Below are 19,203 nucleotides of genomic sequence, written 5' to 3' on the forward strand. Positions count from 1 at the left end.
ACAAGTTCGTCGTTCTCATCTGCTTAATGATTGATATAAACGGAAAAATTGGCCGAGCAGATAGAATTTATCCTAGAATTGGAGGCCCCGGAAGCCCTAATAGCAGGGCCCGGCGTTCTCCCGCCTTGCCAGCAACTCAAAAGGACCCGCGCAGTGAGCGACGTCAATGCCTCTGATTCACTCTTTTTCCGAATAGCGCCTTACTTAGGATTGGCGGGAACATCCTTATTTTGGGCGGGCAATGCTTTGGTGGCGCGAGGTTTTAATGACAGCATCCCTCCGCTGGCGCTGTCTTTCCATCGCTGGCTGGTTTGCGCGCTCCTTATCTCACCATTTATTTTGCGGGCGTTCCTTCGCCATAAAAACACTATAAAGCAGCATTGGCTTAAGATAAGCGTGCTCGCTTTTCTTGGCGTGGCGACCTATAACTCATTGCTGTATACCTCCGCGCAATTCACTTCTGCGCTCAATATCACGCTAGTGAACTCGCTGTTGCCGGTAGCCACCCTGGTTTTAGCGATGCCTTTGCTTGGTCAGCACCTGACTCTTAAAAGCGGGGTCGGCGTGTTGTTCGCCTTCCTCGGCGCGTTATACGTAATACTGCATGGAGAGCCAAGCGCCCTGCTCTCTTTGCAGATGAACGCTGGCGACAGCATCATGGCGGCGGCGATGGTTATTTGGTCACTGTATTCAGTGTTGTTGAGAAAATGGGCCATTCCCATCCCAGGCTTCGACTTGTTCGCTATTTTGCTGGGATTGGGGCTACCGATGATCCTGCCCTTTTACGCTTTGGAGCACCATTTAAAAGGCGGATTTGAGTGGAGCTATGACTTGGCGGCGGTTATCGCCTACGTCGCGATATTCCCGTCGCTCTGCGCATACCTGCTGTGGAACTACGGCGTCACTAAAACATCTCCCAGCACCGCCGCTTTATTCGCTTATTTGACGCCACTGCTCACCGCCCTGTTATCCATCCCGTTTCTTGGCGAGCATCCAGAAAGCTACCACCTTATCGGCGGTGGAGCGATTTTGGCTGGATTATGGCTCTCTCAGGATATGGGCAAAAGCGTCAAGCCGCCGATTCCAAAACCTCGAACTTGACGCCTCTTTGCTGCAATCGATCCATCAATGGACGCCCCATCGCCATGACCGGGGTGATCACGCCGTATGATTTCGGCAATTTGCGCCGATCAAGCGCCAGGCACAAACCGCTTTCCGCCAACATTTTTGAGGTTTCTCCATACCCTGGGTCGCCGCCGCTGACTTGCGTCTTTATCTGACGACCATCACAGGAACCAATAAACACCACCTTAAACCAGCCCCTGCTGCGCTGTTCAGGCGTGGGCCCCTGCCCTGCGGGCTTAAGGCTTAAAAGCCAATTACGCGTAGGCTTGAGTTGAGCCAACGCAAATACGCCGCCGACAAACGCTGCGCCTGCGATAACCCGGGGCAGCTTCTTCACCTGGATATAATGGCCATATTTGAACTCCTGACCATACTGCTCAAGCGCCCTGGCGCTGCGCTTCACCACTTGTGGGTCAATGGTAGGGAAAGGACATGCCCAAGCGTTGATGTCCTTGCGAAAGCGCAGACTGAAACCCACACTGCCGACTTTACGGGGAGATTCTGACTTATGAGGTTTATTGCGCTTATCAGCCCGCGCCTGCCGTGCTCTCGAAAATGCATGCACGGCGGAATGCCAGGTTCCGCCGGAAAAAGCGCCGCCAGCGCGGACAAACCCTTCCAGCTTAACGGGGTTGGCGGCCAATACGTCTGCAGACACGCCCTGGGTTAACTCAGTCACCGTATAATAGGCGCCCAGGTCATGGGGAATACTGTCAAAGCCACAACAGTTTACGATTCGGACTTTATTGTGCTTGGCGACCTCATCGTATTGACTGATCATGGCGTCTACGAACTCAGGCTCTCCTGTGAGGTCTGCGTAATCTGCGCCCTGGGTAACACAAGCCTTGATCACAGGCTCGCCGAACTTGATATAAGGGCCGACAGTATTGATCACCGCTTTCGCGTCTTTCGCCATCGCATCCAGACTGGCCTGATCTTCGATATCCGCCTGAATCACATGCAGACGACTACGCACATCAGGATTGACAGAGCACAGGCGCTTCTTTAATCGCTCCAGCTTTTCCAGACTGCGTCCGGCAATCGCCCAAACGAAGTCCTCCCGCATCATCGCCCTCGCCAGATACTCGGCGGTCAACTCTCCTGTGTATCCCGTCGCACCAAATAGAACCAAGTCATAAATTTTCTTGTTCGCCATGTGGAATATCCTTGTACCGACTTGACAGTATGCCTAGCGCCACGCGTTAATAAGCCGTTCGACCTAGGACGCGAGAATCCGTCAATTCTCACCCGAATGCAAATACATACATTAATAATCCGGTTATAATACCCCCCGCCCAAGGTAAAACAACAGACAATCCGGGGGCTTAACGCTAATGAAACTTGGAATAGAATTACCGACATGTCGGATAAAAAACAATTTGCCATAGTGATGCTGGTATCGGCGCTGTTTGTATTATGGATTTTATACGGCAGCCTGGAGATAGTTTTCATAAACGACGAACTCAAAGAAGACCCCGTACTTTCAAAGTACCCCTATCATTTCAGGGTCATAGAGAAAGATGGCCGCGTCGCCGTCATGGGCACTCTGCATTCCAACCAGAAAACGCTATCGAAAGCGTTGCGCATTGTGTTCCCAGAGCTAAAAGACGAGAGGGACAACTCACGCGCCTTGCTACAGGCGGAAAAAGATTTCGCCAGAATGCAGGCTTATGCGCAGGATCTTGTGTTGAAGAATGAAGCTTTCGACTTTGTTCGGTGGGAGCTTGATGAAAATTGGCTTCGAGTTCAGGGCATACCTTTTGAAATGAAAGGCCCTGACGCCGCTTCTCCCATGGCTGACGCCAACGCCAACTAGGCACGCATACGAAAAACGCCCCAGATGGGGCGTTTTTTTATATCTCGCAAAAAGGGGCTAAGCGCCCCTTTGAATTATGCTGAGAAAGGATGTCTCAATGTGATCGTCTCATTACGATCCGGGCCCGTGGAAATAACATCGATTGGCGCTTCAATCTGCTTCTCCAGGAAGGCGATATAGTCTTGCGCGTTCTTGGGTAGATCCTCTACACGCTTAACGCCAAAAGTGCTCTCTTTCCAGCCTGGCAGCTCTTCGTAAACTGGCTCCACTGCACCAAACGCTTCGCAATCGATTGGCGGACGCGTAATTTCAACGCCATCCGCAGTGCGATAACCAACGCACACTTTCACAACATCCAGACCATCCAGAACGTCCAGCTTAGTCAGACAGATTCCAGAAACACTGTTGATTTGGATAGCGTGGCGCAGAGCAACCGCATCAAACCAGCCACAACGACGAGGACGACCAGTCGTTGCGCCAAACTCATTGCCTTTCTTCGCCAAATAAGCGCCAACGTCATCGAACAGTTCTGTCGGGAATGGGCCTGAGCCTACGCGCGTTGCATAAGCCTTGGTGATGCCCAACACATAATCCAGATACATCGGACCAAAACCGCTACCAGTCGCAGTACCGCCCGCAGTGGTATTGGATGAAGTAACGAAGGGATATGTGCCCAGATCGATATCCAGCAAGGAACCCTGAGCGCCTTCAAATAGGACATTCTCGCCGCGCTTTCTGAACTCATGCAGCATGTCGGTGACGTCCGCCATCATCGGCAGCAACTCTTCCGCCATTTTCAGCGTTTCGTCGAGTGTTTTCTGATAATCGATCGGAGCGACCTTGTAGTAGTGCTCCAGAACAAAGTTCTGATACTGCATGATTTCCTTCAGCTTCTCAGCAAAACGCTCAGGCTTCGCCAAATCGCCAAGACGCACGCCGCGACGCGCCACTTTGTCTTCATAGGCGGGACCAATGCCCCGGCCAGTCGTGCCAATTTTCGCTGCGCCTAAACGCTCTTCCCGCGCCAAATCCAGCGCCTTGTGGTAAGGCAGAATCAGAGGACATGCAGGGCTCAGGAACAGACGTTGACGAACAGGTACGCCTTTATCTTCCAGGGTCTTGATCTCGGACAGCAACGCATCCGGCGCCAACACCACGCCATTACCGATAAGGCAGGCGACATTGCTGCGCAAAATCCCAGAGGGAATCAGGTGCAGAACGGTTTTCTGTCCGTCTATCACCAAAGTGTGCCCGGCGTTGTGCCCGCCTTGGAATCGAGCCACCGCAGCGACTTCTTCCGTCAGCAGATCCACAATCTTACCTTTGCCCTCGTCACCCCATTGAGTGCCGAGAATGACCACATTTTTGCCCATGATGATTAAATCTCTATTTAACTTGATTAGGATTGAATTCGGTTAAGGGCGTTACGATCCATTGCCCCGACTCGTCCCGTACGATTTGGCGATCGCAGTGGGAGGCCCAGTGGCCGGCTTCCTCACCGGGCATCAGTTGTATAACTCTGTTGCTCCGCCGCAACTGCCTGATCAGCTCCCATAACTCTGCATCCTGACCGTTTGGAGCTAAAATAGCGCCCGCTGGCTGCGCCCATTCGCGCTTGCCCATGCGGTATAAAGCTTTCAAATCCACGCTGAAGCCCATTGCAGGGCGTCCCCGCCCGAAATCGCGCCCTACTTCGTCATAACGCCCGCCTTTCGCCACCGCCTGCCCCAGGCCTTCGGTATATGCAGCGAACACCAGACCGGTGTAATATTTGTAGCCGCGCATTTCACAGAAATCGAAGTAAATCTCGACTTCCGGGTAACGCTCGCCTATAACTGCGGCGATCTGGCTCATTTCGTCCAGCGCGTATTCAATATCTGGATTGCCCGCAAAAATTCTGCGCGCTTCTTTCATTTTCTCTTTGCCGCCCGCCAGCCTCGGCAGCGCCATGACTTTCTGACGAATTGCTTGATCTGGGATAGTCGCAGCAATCTCATCAACTTCAGGAATCGCTTTCCTGCGCAACGCCTCAAACAACTCATCAGACTGAATCTTGGAAAGCTTCGCTTCCGCCAGTATCGCCTGATAGACGCCCACGTGAGCAATATCCATGTGCAGCGGATTGATCTTAGCCAGATTCAGCGTTTCCAGCATCAGAGAGATAATCTCAATATCGGCGGCTGAGCCCACTACGCCATAAAGCTCGCACCCAGTCTGAATTGGCGTGCGCGAAGAAAACATACTGGGAGATTTTGTGCGCAAAACGCTGCCGATGTAACAGAATCGACTGGCGACATCATGGGATCGACGTGAGTCTATACGAGCCACCTGGGGCGTCATATCCGCTCTTATTCCCATAAGACGTCCAGTAAGCTGATCCGTCACTTTGAACATCTCCAGCTCCAGGTCGCGCCCGACGCCGATAAGCAGAGAGTCCAGGAATTCCAACAGGGGCGGTACGATCATTTCGTAACCCCAAGAGTGGTACAGGTCCAGCAACTGTCGTCTCAGTTCCTCAATGCGTTTGGCCTCTGGCGGCAATAATTCTTCCACGCCATCAGGGAGAAGCCATAAATCAGATTCGGACATTGACTGCGTATCGCCAAACATTCATTTCACCTTTTGGTGCGCAACGTTTTGTGTGAGCGGAAGATCACTACCTGATCAGGTATAAAAGGGCGGTCCCCACAAGCATGCTTACAAGACCAGCCAGCCGCATGGTTCCATCATCGACCTGCGCCAACCTGACCACCATGTTTCGCCAGCGTCGCGGATACAGAAAAGGAAGGACGCCTTCCAATACCAACATCAGACAGAGCGCAATTCCCAGTTCCCGCCACATTGGGATCCCTCATCGCCTCGCTTTGCATCGCTCAAATCAGGGCGCAAAGCCACACAAAATATATACAGTTGCCAGTATTTAATCACAAAAAAACCGGGATAGTTCCCGGTTGCAGAATATTACCACTATTTCGGCGGCTTCCCAATGCTTTTTAAGGCGGGGTTAATTCCCCTGGGGAGCGCCTTGTGGTTGTTTCAGGTACCTAAGAAACTCGCTATCCGGTTGCAGAATCAGCAAGTCTCCCTTACTGGAGAAGGTCTGCTCATAAGCGCCCATGCTCCGGTAGAAAGAGTAAAACTCAGGATTTTTACTGAATGCGTCAGCGTAGATTCTGGAAGCGACGGAATCGCCTTCGCCTCGAATCTGCTCCGCTTCTTTATACGCATTCGCGTCAATAACTGTTCTTTCAGCATCCGCCGCCGCGCGTACGGCTTCGGCTTGTTCTTCACCTTGCGAACGATGTTGCTGAGCAATTTTTAGACGCTCGGACTCCATCCGCTCGTAAACAGAGTCGCTGACGCGAGTTGGCAGCTCAATCGCACGAACGCGGATATCGTTGATTTCAATACCAAACTCAGTGCGAGCAATCTGATCCAGACTCTTGGTCAGCTCTTCCATCAGCTCTTCCCGCTCGCCCGCCACGACTTCATGCATAGTGCGACGGCCAAACTGATCGCGCAGACCGTTATCGATACGCGACTCCAGCAGGCGCACGGCATTATTTTCATCGCCGGCAGTGGAGCGATAGAACTGCCCCACATTTACTATGCGCCATGTTGCATATGAGTCGACATCCAGCGGCTTTTGCTCACCAGTGAGGTAACTCTTGGTTGGCAAATCCATGACCAGCACACGGATATCAAACTTACGAGCCACATCCACAAAAGGAATTTTGAAGTGAAGCCCAGCTCCGATATCGGATTCGACCATACCGCCAAAGCGCAGCAATACGGCTCGATGAGTTTCTGGAACAATGTATACGCCTTGCATGACGACAATGATGGCCAGCAAGATAGCGCCGAGAGAAATTGCAAATCTTGTAGTCATTATTGGCCCCTGCTTCTGCTCAGAATTTCGTTACGGGAACGGAAATCCTCCACCGCACGGGAAGAGCCGCTGGAGCCCGTATCGACATTACGCGGAATAATAGCGCCCGCTGCGGGAGCCGCATCTGCGCGATTCAGCATCTTATCCAATGGAAGATACATGATGTTGTTCCCTTGCCCTTGATCCACCAACACTTTGCTGCTGCCGGACAGAACTTTCTCCATCGTATCGATATATAAACGCTCGCGAGTTACCGCTGGCGCACTCTCATAGATCTCAAGCACCTTCAAGAAACGCTGGGTTTCACCTTCAGCCTGTGCGATTACCTGATCCCGATAAGCTTTGGCTTCTTCAATAACCCGTTGCGCCTTACCTCTTGCTTCAGGCACGACCTGATTCTTGTAGGCCTGCGCTCGGTTGATAACCTTCTGCTCATCCTCTTTCGCACGTTGAACTTCTTCAAACGCGGACTTAACTGCGGCAGGAGGCTGTGCGGCATTGATGTTGACCTTCTTCACCTCAATGCCAGAGCCATAGAAATCAAGGTAACGCTGCAAACGGTCTTGCACGTTAATCGCCAAAATCGCACGTCCTTCGGTCAGAACTTTATCCATTGACTCGGAACCAACCTCGTGACGCAGGGCGCTGTCAATGGCGAAGTCCAAGGTCGTAACGGGGTCGCGCATCACTAGAGTATATTTACGCAAGTCGCCAATGACGTACTGAACGGTCAGATCAATATCAACGATATTTTCATCTTCCGTCAGCATGTGACCTTTTTTCTTCTGATTGCGAACCGAGGTGACTTCCTCGATAAAGACTTGGTCGATCAGGGGGATTTTAAATTGCAGACCAGGCTGGCGCGTATCCAGATACTTACCAAAGCGCAGCACAATTGCGTTTTCTTTTTCATCTACACGGAAAACGGAACTGGAGGCAGCAAGCAGCACCAAGACAACGATGATAATCGCCACCACACCGCCAGAAACTCCGCCGCCACCGGAAGAGCCGCCTCGAGGCTTGCCGCCAAACAATCCACCGACTTTCTCCAGACCTTTGCGAATGACTTCATCCAGATCCGGCGGTCCGTCATTTTTGTTGCCGCGACGGCCTGAGCCCCATGGGTCCTGATTATTATTTCCGCCTGGTTCATTCCAAGCCATTTTATTCCCCTTCGTTGTGAAGATTTAAAGCTTGCGCGTAATACTATTTATCTATGTCTCGATCGGCAAGGTTCTGAAATGTAATTAAGATAACGCCGACATACAATGCAGCGCGCCCAGATAGTCGATACGCACAACTTCTGAGCTTAGCAGACATGTCCGGTAAGCTGCTCAAGTTTCACGCCTTCCTTATGCGCTATTTGCAGCCAGTCGGTTTTCGGCATCTTTATATGCACAGAAAAGGAGCCGTCCTCCCTCACCTCTTCCGACAACACCGCCTCTCTTTCATAAAGCTTGGCTCGCAACCTGCCCAACGCAGGAGGAATGCAAAGCGTCTCGTCGACCATGTCAGCGCCCAATAACTTTCCGGTCGCCTGCTCCAGCAGCTCAAGACCGTCTCCGGTAACTGCGGAAACCCAGACACGAACCGGCTCGCCATTTTCATTTAGCTCCAGGCGAGGCTCAGCAGCTTCCAGCCGATCCACTTTGTTGAAGACAAAGAGAGAAGGAATATCGTCAGCGCCGATCTCCTTTAAAACATCCTCAACTTGCTCGATGTTTTCCCTGCGCTTTGGATCACTCGCATCCACGACGTGGAGCAACAACGAAGCATTGCACGTCTCTTCCAATGTCGCGCGAAACGCGTCGACTAGCTTGTGAGGAAGATGCCGGATGAACCCGACCGTGTCGGCCAAAACCACAGGGCCGTAGTTTTCCAGGTTTATACGCCGCAGAGTCGGATCAAGAGTTGCGAACAACTGATCCGCGGCATAAACATCGGACAAGGACATACGATTAAAAAGGGTGGATTTGCCGGCGTTTGTGTAGCCAACGAGAGAAATGGTGGGCACTTCCGCCCGACGACGCGCGCGCCGGCCTTGTTCGCGCTGCTTGCGAACCTTTTCCAAGCGCTTGTGTATAGATTTGATACGACCACGAATGAGTCGTCTGTCAGTTTCGAGCTGGGTCTCACCCGGCCCGCGCAAACCGATACCGCCTTTCTGACGCTCAAGGTGGGTCCAACCCCGCACCAGTCGCGTAGACAAGTGCTCAAGCTGAGCCAGCTCCACCTGAAGCTTACCTTCATGAGTGCGCGCTCGCTGGGCGAAAATATCCAGTATCAGGCCAGTCCTATCCAGAACCCGCACTTGCAGATCCTTTTCCAGGTTTCGTTCCTGACTAGGAGTAAGAGAATGATTGAACAGTACGACTTCCGCTTCGTGCTCAATTACCGCCGCCCTGACTTCCTCCAGCTTACCACTGCCGACAAAATAGCGCGGACTGGGCTGATTACGGGTTCCGGTGACCAGCGCAACAGGCTCTGCGCCGGCCGATAAAGCTAATTCCGTAAGCTCGCGAGGGTCTTCTCGATCTTTTTCTTCCAGCATATCCAGGTGAACAAGTACAGCCCGCTCACCCGCTTTAGGACGCTCAAACAATCAGGCGCTGCTCCGCATTAAGCGTTAGATGCTTCGTTCTCTCCTTCGCCTTGAGCGGCGATACGTACGTTCCGGGCAGGGACGACGGTGGAGATAGCGTGCTTGTAAACCATTTGGCTAACGGTGTTTTTCAACAGAATTACAAACTGATCGAACGATTCAATTTGTCCCTGCAGTTTGATGCCGTTTACCAGGAATATGGATACCGGGATGCGTTCCTTCCGTAGCGCATTTAAATAAGGGTCTTGTAAAGATTGCCCTTTTGACATTGGAATTCTCCTACTTTTAGTTCTAATTATCGGTGATTAAATTACTAACTCGTGTATGTATTATCACCAGGGACGGTTTGCCAGCACTTTTGACAGCATTGCGTAATAGTATAGCGCTAACCTGCGATCTGACCTATAGTGGATTACACGATTGTAACCGTTGTGAAATCAGTCGCATAGCGGCTTCGACTAATTGTGTATCATCTGCAGACAGCCAATTTATCTCAGACCAGGAACGCAACCAGGTCATTTGTCTTTTCGCCAGCTGACGAGTTGCCGCAGTCGCTTTTTCCACCATTTCTTCCCGGCCAAACTCACCTTCGAGATAAGACCACACCTGACGATAGCCTACCGCCCTGATTGAGGGCAGTTCTACATTCAAATCGCCACGCTGGCGCAACTGCTCGACTTCATCCAACAAACCCTGCTCCAGCATGATCTGAAAGCGTTTGGCGATACGGGCGTGCAAATCTTCTCGCTTAACGGGCGCCAGAGCTAAGTTTAGCGCATTGTAAGGCAAAGCTGCGCCATTCACACTGTCCCAGTTGAGCTCATTTTCCGGATTCGCCCCATCCGCCGCCCAATAATGCGAGAGCGGCCTTCCTGTCAGTCGGTACACTTCCAATGCGCGCTGAATACGCTGACGGTTATTCGGGTGAATTTTAGCCGCCGCTATTGGATCAACCTGGCGCAGCTGCTCATGCAGCGCCGGCCAGCCAATCTGTTCGGCCTCAGCCAATATCTCTCCCCTTACACTCTCGTCTGCGCTGGGCATATCACCCAACCCTTGGCACAAAGCTTTATAGTACATAATAGTGCCGCCTACCAGCAGAGGGATGCGTCCGGCATTAACGCTTTGCTCCATCAGGCGCAAGGCGTCAGTGCGAAACTCTGCGGCGGAATAAGGTTCAGCCGGGTCGCGAATATCAATCAAATGATGAGGGTAGCGCGCCAACGTTTCAGGATCAGGCTTAGCGGAGCCAATATCCATGCCGCGATACACCATGACGGAGTCAACGCTAATTAAGTCACAGGGCAGACGCTCGCTCAGGGCCATAGCAAGGTCCGTTTTACCAGAAGCGGTTGGCCCCATTAAAAGTATGGCAGGCGGAAGCGCCTTTTTATCCGACACTATCGACCCCGCAAAAACAGTTTATCCAACTCAGACATCGTCAACTGCACCCATGTTGGCCGGCCGTGGTTACATTGCCCGCTACGCTCAGTATCTTCCATGTCCCGCAATAGCGCATTCATTTCTGCAATGGTCAGCTGTCGGTTGGCCCGAACCGCACCATGGCAAGCCATAGTCCCCAACAGCTCATTCATGGTTTCCTCCACTTTGCGTGTGGAGCCATGCTCCGCCAATTCCGCAATAACATCCCGCACCAGAGCTTCAACGTTTGCGTTCCGCAATAACGCCGGGACTTGCCGAACAATTATAGACTCTACGCCGGCGACTGTGATTTCCAAACCCAACTGACGCAATGTCTCTGCGTTTTCTTCTACCGCCAGAGACTCCCGGCGACTGACAGCCAGATTCATCGGCACCAGCATGGGCTGAGTGGTCACGCCACTATTGTGTAGTGAGCGCTTCATCCGCTCATAGACAATACGCTCATGCGCCGCATGCATATCGACTAGAACCATACCCTGCGCATTCTGAGCCAATACAAACACCCCGTGTAATTGCGCAATCGCATACCCCAGGGGGGCCTCTGCGGCATTATCCATCGTAGGCGCAGTTCCAGCCTGGGCGGAACCAAACATATCGCCAAGTCCTGAATTATCATGCAATTGCCCGTAGGCGGAGATTTGCTCCCTCACAGCGCCCGCAGAGGGCGCTCCCACCATCGAAAAACCAGACGCCGCCGGCTGCTGCCTTAGAGGCAATACATCCTGCGTTGGCCATTGCATTACGGGACGTTCCTGCTCCACTTCCGCGACCGGCATGGCCTCCGCCGCGGCAATCTGCGGCTTCACTTCGGCCAGCGCCCGATGCAAACTGCGAAACAGGAAATCATGGACCATGCGGCCTTCGCGGAAACGCACTTCGTGTTTGGTGGGATGCACATTCACGTCAACCGTGGCGGGGTCCAACTCCAGATAGAGCACAAAGGCGGGGTGACGCCCATGATAAAGCACATCCTGATAAGCCTGCCTCACAGCATGGGCCACCAGCTTATCGCGAATCACCCGACCGTTGACGAAAAAGTACTGCAAATCGGCCTGACTGCGAGAAAACGTGGGTTTGGCCACCCACCCGCTCAATGACAATCCCGATGCTGAAACATTGATAGGAATCGCGCTCTCAATAAAGTTTGCGCCGCAAAGCTGTCCGATGCGACGAACGTGATCCTCTTCCGAACCGGCTGGACGTAACTGGTGCACGACCTTCTGATTATGCCGCAAGGTAAACGCGACGCTTAGCCGGCCCAATGCCTGCCGCTTGATAATTTCTTCAATATGCCCGAACTCTGTTTTTTCTGTACGCATAAACTTACGGCGCGCCGGGGTATTGTAAAACAGGTCACGGACTTCCACTGTGGTGCCGGGAGTATGGGCCGCCGGTGAAATTTCCGGCTTCATGTCACGCCCTTCTACTTCCACCTTCCATGCCTCACCCTGATTTTGCGGACGCGACGTCAGGGAGAGACGGGACACGGAGCAGATACTGGCGAGCGCTTCGCCTCGGAAGCCCAATGTCGCGACAGCTTCAAGGTCTTCCAGCGTTTCAATTTTGCTGGTGGCGTGACGAGATAGGGCCATCGGCAGGTCTTCCCGCTGTATACCGCCACCATCATCGCGAATTCGAATCAATTTGACGCCGCCACTCTCAATATCGATTTCTATTTTGCGCGCGCCAGCGTCCAGCGCATTCTCCACCAACTCTTTCACCACTGAGGAGGGTCTCTCGACAACCTCACCCGCAGCAATCTGGTTAGCCAATCGAGGGGAAAGTAAATGAATCTTCGACATCGGGTATTTCGGCAAATTATCAGGAAGTGAGTCGCCTCTGCGCTAAATAAACCATGTCTTAGCGTAGGCGAGCAATTGCCGCAGATGGTAACAGATGTGCAAGGACAACAGAACCGGCGCTCAAAGCGCGCCGGCTCATCTGCGTGAGGCGTTATCAGGTAGCGGGTATCATCAGGACCTGACCAATCCGCAGGGACTCCGTGGTCAGCCCATTATGATTCATCAGATCGTTAAGACTGATGTTGTTTCTCTGGGCGATACTGCTAAGCGTATCGCCCTTCTCGATGACATAGGTCTGCCCCACCTTGCCTTGCCCGGACTGCTTTTGCCAAGCCAGCAGCGTGCCCGGAGGCGGCGCGTCAACGAAATACTTTTGCAGCCCACCATATATGGCTGTGGCGATTTTCTTCTGATACTTGCTGGTTTTCAGCCGCTGCGCTTCAGAGGGGTTAGAGATAAAGCCCGTCTCAACCAGAATGGAAGGGATATCCGGCGACTTCAATACCACAAACCCCGCCTGCTCCACTCTTTTCTTATGCAGACGGGAAACGCCGCTGACGGACCTCAACACGCTGTCGCCCACGGTAAGACTGGCTTTCAGGCTGGCGGTCATGGACAAATCCAACAGCACGCCGGCCAACACCTGATCCTTATCTTCCAGGCTCACGCCGCCAACACCGCCAATCAAGTCAGACGTATTCTCCTTCTCCGCCAGCCAACGCGCCGTTTCACTGGTGGCGCCGCGTTTAGAAAGCGCATAGACGGAGGCGCCGCTGGCGTCCGGGCTCTTGAATGCGTCAGCATGCACTGAAACCAGCAAGTCGGCATTGTACTCGCGAGCCAGGGCAGTACGATTGCGCAAAGGTATAAAGTAGTCGCCTTTACGGGTCAGCCGGCTGGAAAAGCCGCGCTCCTGATCCAGCAAAGCCTGAAGTTCACGGGAGATCGCCAGCACCACATCTTTTTCGCGAATGCCTCTAGGTCCTAGAGCGCCCGGGTCTTCGCCGCCGTGACCAGCGTCAATCACAACCACGATATCGCGCTTCTGCGCATGATCGTCAGCCTGCTTTTTGACTTGCTGCGCCCCACCTGATCCGTACAGATCAATCACCAAACGATGCCCATATTGATCGTTCGGCTGCAACGCAAAGCTTTTCGGGTTTACGCTTTCCCGGAGGTCCAGCACAACGCGCAGATCCTTGGAGCCGCGGCGGGCGCTACGAATGCGTTGAATCGGCGTACCTTCGTAACTGACGGCGGAAAAGTCAGTCTCCAAAGAAGCCTGTGAAATATCAATCACCAGTCGATCCGGCTTCGACAGAGCGAACACCTTGTGATCCACCGGTCCACTCATATCAAAAACCAAACGAGTATGGTCAGGGGCCGGCCATACACGGACATTACTGACCGTGGCCGCTCCCGCAACGGAAGAAATCAGTATCACACTGAGTAATATCAGTCTGAGCGCTACTGTCATCTTGTAAACCTCATTGCCCAGTATAATCGTTACTCCCGGGACTGCTTTGCGTCATACGCCTCCAGCCATTGACAGCCTCGCGTAGTGTGCGCCAGCAGTTTAATTCTGCGGCCTTTCATCAGCACTTGAATATCGACCGTCAAGTCAGGCTCCGGCAACAATGGAGCGCCTTTATCCGGCCACTCCACCAAACAAATCGAATTTTCATGGAAATAATCGCGGATACCGAGAAACTCCAGCTCCTCCGGATCCGCCAATCGATACAGATCAAAATGAAAAACCAGCCTGTCTTCCAGCTGATAGGGTTCGACCAGAGTATAGGTGGGACTCTTAACCAAACCTGAATATCCCATGCCACGCATCATGGCGCGCGTCAGCGTGGTTTTGCCAGCGCCTAGTTGTCCCTGCAGATAAACTACTCCGGGCGCAGCGAAGCATTGCGATAACTCATCGCCCAATACCGCCATCGCCTCATCATCAGGAGCTATTACCTGCCTGGATGAAAGCATCTGCGTCATACCGTCGCCTCACGCATTACCGACCCTAACTGCTTTAATAAGTCGCCGGCCATCAAAGAGGCCTGCGCTACACTTTCCGTCGCTGAATCCGCCGCCGCGCCATGCCAGGCCGCAGCCAGTTCAGCCGCCGCCAACGGCGTCATGCCCTGCGCCAGTAATCCCGCCGCAAGACCGGTTAATACATCGCCCATACCACCGCACGCCATTCCCGGGTTGCCCGCCTGTACGACGACCTGCTCTTCCTGGTCTGGAGCCGCCAACACGGTACCGAGGCCCTTCAACAAGACATGACAATTATAGGTCTTCGCCAATTCTCGCGCCGCCGCGAAACGATCCCGCATTACATCCGCCACCGAAGACTCCAACAAACGCGCCGCCTCTCCTGGATGCGGCGTCATTAAGGAGTGAGGACTGAGCTGATGCTTACGCGCGGCAATCATATTCAGGGCGTCAGCGTCGACGACCATGGGCTTACCAGCATCCAGACATGTTTGCAGACACATTTGCCCCCAGGGCTCCTTACCCAGCCCAGGGCCCAAAGCGATCACATCCGCCGACTCCAGCATGGTCAAAAGCTCACCACGACTGTTGATTTCCCGAAACATGGCCTCAGGCCGTCGAGATAGCCCGGCGCCGACATGTGCGGCGCGGGTGGCGCAGGACACCAGTCCACAACCAGCGCGATAAGCGGCTTCCGCCGCCATGATAGCAGCCCCGCCAAAACCATTATCGCCGCCAACCACCAGAACGCGGCCGAACATGCCTTTGTGCGACGATGGCTTTCTGAGTGGAGCCAATTTAACAGCCAGTGAAAAGTCAGAACGCCGGCAGGCCGCGGGGATTTTACTATAAATGTCAGCGGGAACGTCCAGTTCGTCAAATACAAGCTCGCCGGTATAGTCAGGCGCTTCGCCTGTCAGCAGCCCTCGCTTCATACCAATAAAGGTCACCGTCATCGCCGCATTCACGGTCGCCCCCAGAGGCATACCCGTATCCGCGCACAAGCCGGAGGGAATATCCAGGGCGATGATCGGCTTAACAGCCGCATTGATAGCGGTAATCGCCGCAGCATAGTCATCACGCACCGCGCCGGATAGTCCTGTTCCCAGCATGGCGTCGACAATGATATCGCCGCTTATAGAGGAGTCAGGAGACCACATACTCACATCAACGCCGACCGCGCGGCAACTCGCGAAGGCCTGAGCCGCCTCACCTTGCAATTTTTGGGGATCGCTCAATGCGAATACTTCGACCTGCAAATTATGACGGCGCGCGAGTTCAGCCACCACATAGCCGTCACCGCCGTTATTGCCGCCACCACATAGCACGGTCAACCTTGCCGTTTCAGGCCAACGACGCATCAGCGCGCGAAACGCTGAACGCCCTGCACGTTGCATGAGTTCATAGCCGTATTCAGCCGCCATGGACTGTATGGCCAACGCGTCGAGCTGACGCACTTGCGCCGCTGTGAATAGGTCCTTCGGCATAGGATGGGAGACCCGCACAGGTGACATTTCAAGAATCCACTTCAATTAATAGCGCTATACGTATGTAAATTTTAGCAAAATACTCGAAAAAGACCATTTCGTAAACAACCATGCGCCGATGTGTCACAATAGCCCCCTGGATTAAAGCGGTAACTTATGACGAACGAAACTTACAGCCAATCTCAACTTAACCAGTTGGCGGGCGACATCAAACAGTGGGCGCAAGAGCTGGGATTTCAGCAGTGCGGCGTCACCGATGTCGATCTCGGCCGCCACGAAGAGGCGCTCAAAGACTGGCTGAGCAAGGGCTATCATGGCGCCATGGGGTACATGGCCGACCATGGCGACAAACGCAGCCGCCCAGCTGAGTTGTTACCCGGGACACTGCGCGTCATCAGTGTACGCATGAATTATTGGCCGGAAAAAAAGGGAGAAGCGCAAGCGCGTCTGGAGCAAGATCAGAACGCCTATGTCTCCCGCTACGCCGTAGGCAGAGACTATCACAAGCTCATGCGCAAACGTCTCGCTCAGCTGGGCAAGCGCATACAGGAAGAAATTACGGAGTCCGCCTATCGTGTCTTCGTTGACAGCGCGCCGGTTCTGGAGCGGGCGTTAGCGCAGAAGGCCGGCTTGGGGTGGATCGGCAAAAACACCATGCTGATCAACCCCAAAGCGGGATCTTACTTCTTCCTTGGCGAGCTGTTCACCGACCTGCCCCTGCCCGTCGACCCGCCCTACCCCAAAAACCATTGTGGAAGTTGCAGCGCCTGCCTGGATTTATGCCCCACCAAAGCATTTGTAGCGCCCAATGTTCTGGACGCCCGCCGCTGCATCTCCTATTTAACGATAGAGCTAAAAGGCAAAATCCCCGAAGACCTTCGACCAATGATGGGAAACCGCATCTTCGGCTGCGATGATTGTCAGATGGTTTGTCCCTGGAACAAGTTTTCCCGGCTGACCGGCGAAAAGGACTTCTCGCCCCGCCATCGTCTCGACAGTGCGGAATTGCTGGAGTTATTTGCATGGACGGAGGAAGAGTTCCTCAGCAACACGGAAGGATCAGCGATACGCCGTACAGGGCATGAAAGCTGGCTGCGTAATATCGCCGTGGCGCTCGGCAATGCGCCAACATCGCCAGCAATCATTGCTGCATTGAAGGAGAAGCTATCGCACCCTTCCGCCATTGTTCAGGAGCATGTGCGCTGGGCGCTGACGCAACATGGCGAGCCGCTCGCGGATATGGCGGAGCGGCAAGAAGCGGAAAAAACGTCAGTCCGTTAAGCGCAGGAAGTGTTCGCGATAGTAACGCAGCTCTTCGACTGATTCCCTGATGTCCTCCAACGCCTGGTGAGAGCCTTTTTTCTTGATTCCTGCGGCCACTTCCGGCCGCCAGCGACGGGCCAGCTCCTTAAGGGTGCTGACATCCAGATTGCGGTAATGGAAGAATTTTTCCAGATCCTTCATATAGCGGGCGAGAAAGCGGCGATCCTGGCCAATGGAGTTGCCGCACATAGGGGAGCAGCCCGCGTCTACATGCTGCGACAGAAAATCCAGCATCTGTTTTTCCGCCTCAGCTTCTCCGATTGTGCTGGCCTTGACCCGGTCCGTCAGCCCGCTGGTCCCATGTGTATTGCGATTCCAGTCATCCATGAGCGCCAATACGCTGTCTGGCTGATGCACTGCGATAACCGGCCCTTCGGCGACCAATTCCAGGTTGCTGGTGGTGACGACCACCGCCATTTCAATAATTCGGTCCGAGTCCGGATCCAGTCCGGTCATCTCCAAGTCGATCCAAATCAGGTTATCGCGACGTGACATAACTTCTCCATCGTTTTACAGTAGCACCGGCGTCAAACGGCGACATCAGAAAAATCAGGCAGTGTAGCGGCATCCATAACCGTTTGTAAGCCTTACGTCGCCAGCCGCATGCATACTCAAGGCCATCAGGCTGTATATTAAACTAGTGTAGTTCATAGGATAGTTAAGCCCCCCGATTATGGCGAAGCGAAAACTCAGCAAACAGCAAAAATGGCGCATCCAGAAGATCCAGGACGAGCGCACCAAACGCGCCACCCGCAAGGAAACGCAACTGGAAAGCCAACTGAGCGGAGGAGAACTGTCGGCGGAACAAGAGGGGCTTATCATCGCCCACTACGGCCAGCAACTCGCGGTCGAAGCGCTGGAGCCGCCGCACGCAGGCCAGATATTTCGCTGTTACGTCCGCGCCAATATTGACTCCCTGGTCACTGGCGACCAAGTAATCTGGCGCGCCGGCCCGGACAATTCCGGCGTCATTGTCGCCCGCCAACCCCGGGAGTCGGCCTTGAAGCGTCCTGACAAGTTCGGTCAGCTGAAGCCTATCGCCGCCAATATCGATCAGATTCTGATTGTTATAGCCGCGGAGCCTGAGCCTCACCACAATCTGGTTGATCGCTACCTGGTGGCGTCGGAAGCCGTTGGCATTCCCCCGCTGATCATCCTCAACAAGCAAGACCTGATCAACGACGCCAACCGCGACACGCTGCAACAGTTCAAAGATCAGTACCAGCAATTGGGCTATGACTGGATCGACGCATCCACCAACACTCAATCCGGCCTGGATGACCTCAAGCGACATCTGGCGCATAAGACCAGCATCTTTGTGGGTCAATCAGGGGTTGGGAAGTCCTCATTGATCAAAATGTTGTTACCGGACGAGGACGTCAAAGTGGGCGATCTGTCGGAGAATGTTCGCAAAGGCACGCATACCACCACAACAGCCAAGCTGTTTCACCTCCCCTCCGGCGGCGACTTGATCGACTCCCCCGGCATCCGGGAGTTCGGCTTGTGGCATATTGATGAGCGCACCCTGGAAGACGGCTTCGTCGAGTTTCGCCCCCATCTCGGCCATTGCCGTTTCCGTAACTGCCGGCATCTTCAGGAACCCGGTTGCGCCCTGCAGTCAGCGCAGGAAAGCGGTGAAATTCTTTGCAGCCGCATGGAGAGCTTTCTGCGCATCAGGGAATCGCTGCAGGAACAGGACATCCACGAGGAGAACCTTTAGG

18 protein-coding genes are annotated in these 19,203 nt (G+C 53.7%); 4 read left to right on the forward strand and 14 right to left on the reverse strand.

Annotation, left to right across the window (positions count from 1 at the left end):
* Positions 1 to 153 precede the first annotated feature (153 nt).
* Complete coding sequence (locus ONV78_RS25380; protein WP_279507221.1) at positions 154 to 1,101, forward strand: DMT family transporter; 948 nt, start codon at positions 154 to 156, stop codon at positions 1,099 to 1,101.
* Here the strand turns inward: ONV78_RS25380 and ONV78_RS25385 are convergent.
* A complete protein-coding gene (locus tag ONV78_RS25385) occupies positions 1,070 to 2,281 on the reverse strand; it encodes a saccharopine dehydrogenase NADP-binding domain-containing protein (protein ID WP_279507222.1) in 1,212 nt (403 codons plus the stop codon). The two genes, ONV78_RS25380 and ONV78_RS25385, sit on opposite strands and share 32 nt — an antisense overlap.
* 204 nt (positions 2,282 to 2,485) lie before the next feature.
* Between ONV78_RS25385 and ONV78_RS25390 the strand changes: the two genes are divergently transcribed.
* Positions 2,486 to 2,941, forward strand: a complete 456-nt coding sequence (locus ONV78_RS25390) for a hypothetical protein (protein ID WP_127968942.1) — start codon at positions 2,486 to 2,488, stop codon at positions 2,939 to 2,941.
* A 74-nt stretch (positions 2,942 to 3,015) separates the two neighbouring features.
* Here ONV78_RS25390 and ONV78_RS25395 read toward each other — a convergent pair whose 3' ends face one another.
* The 12 genes from ONV78_RS25395 to ONV78_RS25450 all read right to left on the reverse strand — a co-directional run bounded on the left by ONV78_RS25395 (position 3,016) and on the right by ONV78_RS25450 (position 16,159).
* The gene (locus tag ONV78_RS25395) at positions 3,016 to 4,314 is read right to left on the reverse strand and encodes an adenylosuccinate synthase (RefSeq protein ID WP_279507223.1); all 1,299 of its coding nucleotides are present in this window, start codon (positions 4,312 to 4,314) and stop codon (positions 3,016 to 3,018) included.
* 13 nt (positions 4,315 to 4,327) lie between these two features.
* The gene (locus ONV78_RS25400) at positions 4,328 to 5,551 is read right to left on the reverse strand and encodes an ATP phosphoribosyltransferase regulatory subunit (protein ID WP_279507224.1); all 1,224 of its coding nucleotides are present in this window, start codon (positions 5,549 to 5,551) and stop codon (positions 4,328 to 4,330) included.
* A 46-nt stretch (positions 5,552 to 5,597) separates the two neighbouring features.
* The gene (locus tag ONV78_RS25405; RefSeq protein WP_279507225.1) at positions 5,598 to 5,783 is read right to left on the reverse strand and encodes a DUF2065 domain-containing protein; all 186 of its coding nucleotides are present in this window, start codon (positions 5,781 to 5,783) and stop codon (positions 5,598 to 5,600) included.
* A gap of 162 nt (positions 5,784 to 5,945) precedes the next feature.
* Positions 5,946 to 6,830: a protease modulator HflC gene (hflC, locus tag ONV78_RS25410; protein WP_216735103.1), complete on the reverse strand. Its 885-nt coding sequence runs from the start codon at positions 6,828 to 6,830 to the stop codon at positions 5,946 to 5,948.
* A complete protein-coding gene (gene hflK / locus ONV78_RS25415) occupies positions 6,830 to 7,993 on the reverse strand; it encodes an FtsH protease activity modulator HflK (RefSeq protein WP_216735104.1) in 1,164 nt (387 codons plus the stop codon). Before hflK ends, hflC begins: the two co-directional genes overlap by 1 nt.
* Positions 7,994 to 8,139: 146 nt before the next feature.
* Positions 8,140 to 9,432, reverse strand: coding sequence for a ribosome rescue GTPase HflX (gene hflX / locus ONV78_RS25420; protein WP_279507226.1), 1,293 nt, complete (start codon positions 9,430 to 9,432; stop codon positions 8,140 to 8,142).
* Between the two features lie 17 nt (positions 9,433 to 9,449).
* Complete coding sequence (gene hfq / locus ONV78_RS25425; RefSeq protein WP_011399116.1) at positions 9,450 to 9,701, reverse strand: RNA chaperone Hfq; 252 nt, start codon at positions 9,699 to 9,701, stop codon at positions 9,450 to 9,452.
* Between the two features lie 133 nt (positions 9,702 to 9,834).
* Positions 9,835 to 10,833, reverse strand: a complete 999-nt coding sequence (gene miaA / locus ONV78_RS25430; protein ID WP_279507227.1) for a tRNA (adenosine(37)-N6)-dimethylallyltransferase MiaA — start codon at positions 10,831 to 10,833, stop codon at positions 9,835 to 9,837.
* Positions 10,833 to 12,677: a DNA mismatch repair endonuclease MutL gene (mutL, locus tag ONV78_RS25435; protein ID WP_279507228.1), complete on the reverse strand. Its 1,845-nt coding sequence runs from the start codon at positions 12,675 to 12,677 to the stop codon at positions 10,833 to 10,835. Before mutL ends, miaA begins: the two co-directional genes overlap by 1 nt.
* A 154-nt stretch (positions 12,678 to 12,831) precedes the next feature.
* Entirely contained in the window at positions 12,832 to 14,154 is a 1,323-nt protein-coding gene (locus tag ONV78_RS25440; RefSeq protein ID WP_279507229.1) for an N-acetylmuramoyl-L-alanine amidase, read from the reverse strand.
* Positions 14,155 to 14,183: 29 nt separating this feature from the next.
* Positions 14,184 to 14,663 (reverse strand): tRNA (adenosine(37)-N6)-threonylcarbamoyltransferase complex ATPase subunit type 1 TsaE, encoded by a 480-nt coding sequence (tsaE, locus tag ONV78_RS25445; RefSeq protein ID WP_279507407.1) that lies wholly within the window; start codon positions 14,661 to 14,663, stop codon positions 14,184 to 14,186.
* Between the two features lie 5 nt (positions 14,664 to 14,668).
* Positions 14,669 to 16,159, reverse strand: a complete 1,491-nt coding sequence (locus ONV78_RS25450; protein ID WP_279507230.1) for an NAD(P)H-hydrate dehydratase — start codon at positions 16,157 to 16,159, stop codon at positions 14,669 to 14,671.
* A gap of 156 nt (positions 16,160 to 16,315) precedes the next feature.
* Here ONV78_RS25450 and queG point away from each other — a divergent pair, with 156 nt between their 5' ends.
* On the forward strand, positions 16,316 to 17,440 hold the full coding sequence (queG, locus tag ONV78_RS25455) for a tRNA epoxyqueuosine(34) reductase QueG (RefSeq protein ID WP_279507231.1): 1,125 nt from the start codon (positions 16,316 to 16,318) through the stop codon (positions 17,438 to 17,440).
* On the opposite strand, the gene orn is transcribed toward queG, so the two are convergent.
* Positions 17,429 to 17,977: an oligoribonuclease gene (orn, locus tag ONV78_RS25460; RefSeq protein WP_216735111.1), complete on the reverse strand. Its 549-nt coding sequence runs from the start codon at positions 17,975 to 17,977 to the stop codon at positions 17,429 to 17,431. The genes queG and orn overlap by 12 nt on opposite strands.
* A gap of 178 nt (positions 17,978 to 18,155) precedes the next feature.
* On the opposite strand from orn, the gene rsgA reads away from it, so the two are divergent.
* Entirely contained in the window at positions 18,156 to 19,202 is a 1,047-nt protein-coding gene (gene rsgA / locus ONV78_RS25465) for a small ribosomal subunit biogenesis GTPase RsgA (RefSeq protein ID WP_279507232.1), read from the forward strand.
* Position 19,203: the final 1 nt, after the last annotated feature.

The sequence above is a fragment of the Hahella sp. CR1 genome (assembly GCF_029813005.1).
Lineage (GTDB): Bacteria > Pseudomonadota > Gammaproteobacteria > Pseudomonadales > Oleiphilaceae > Hahella.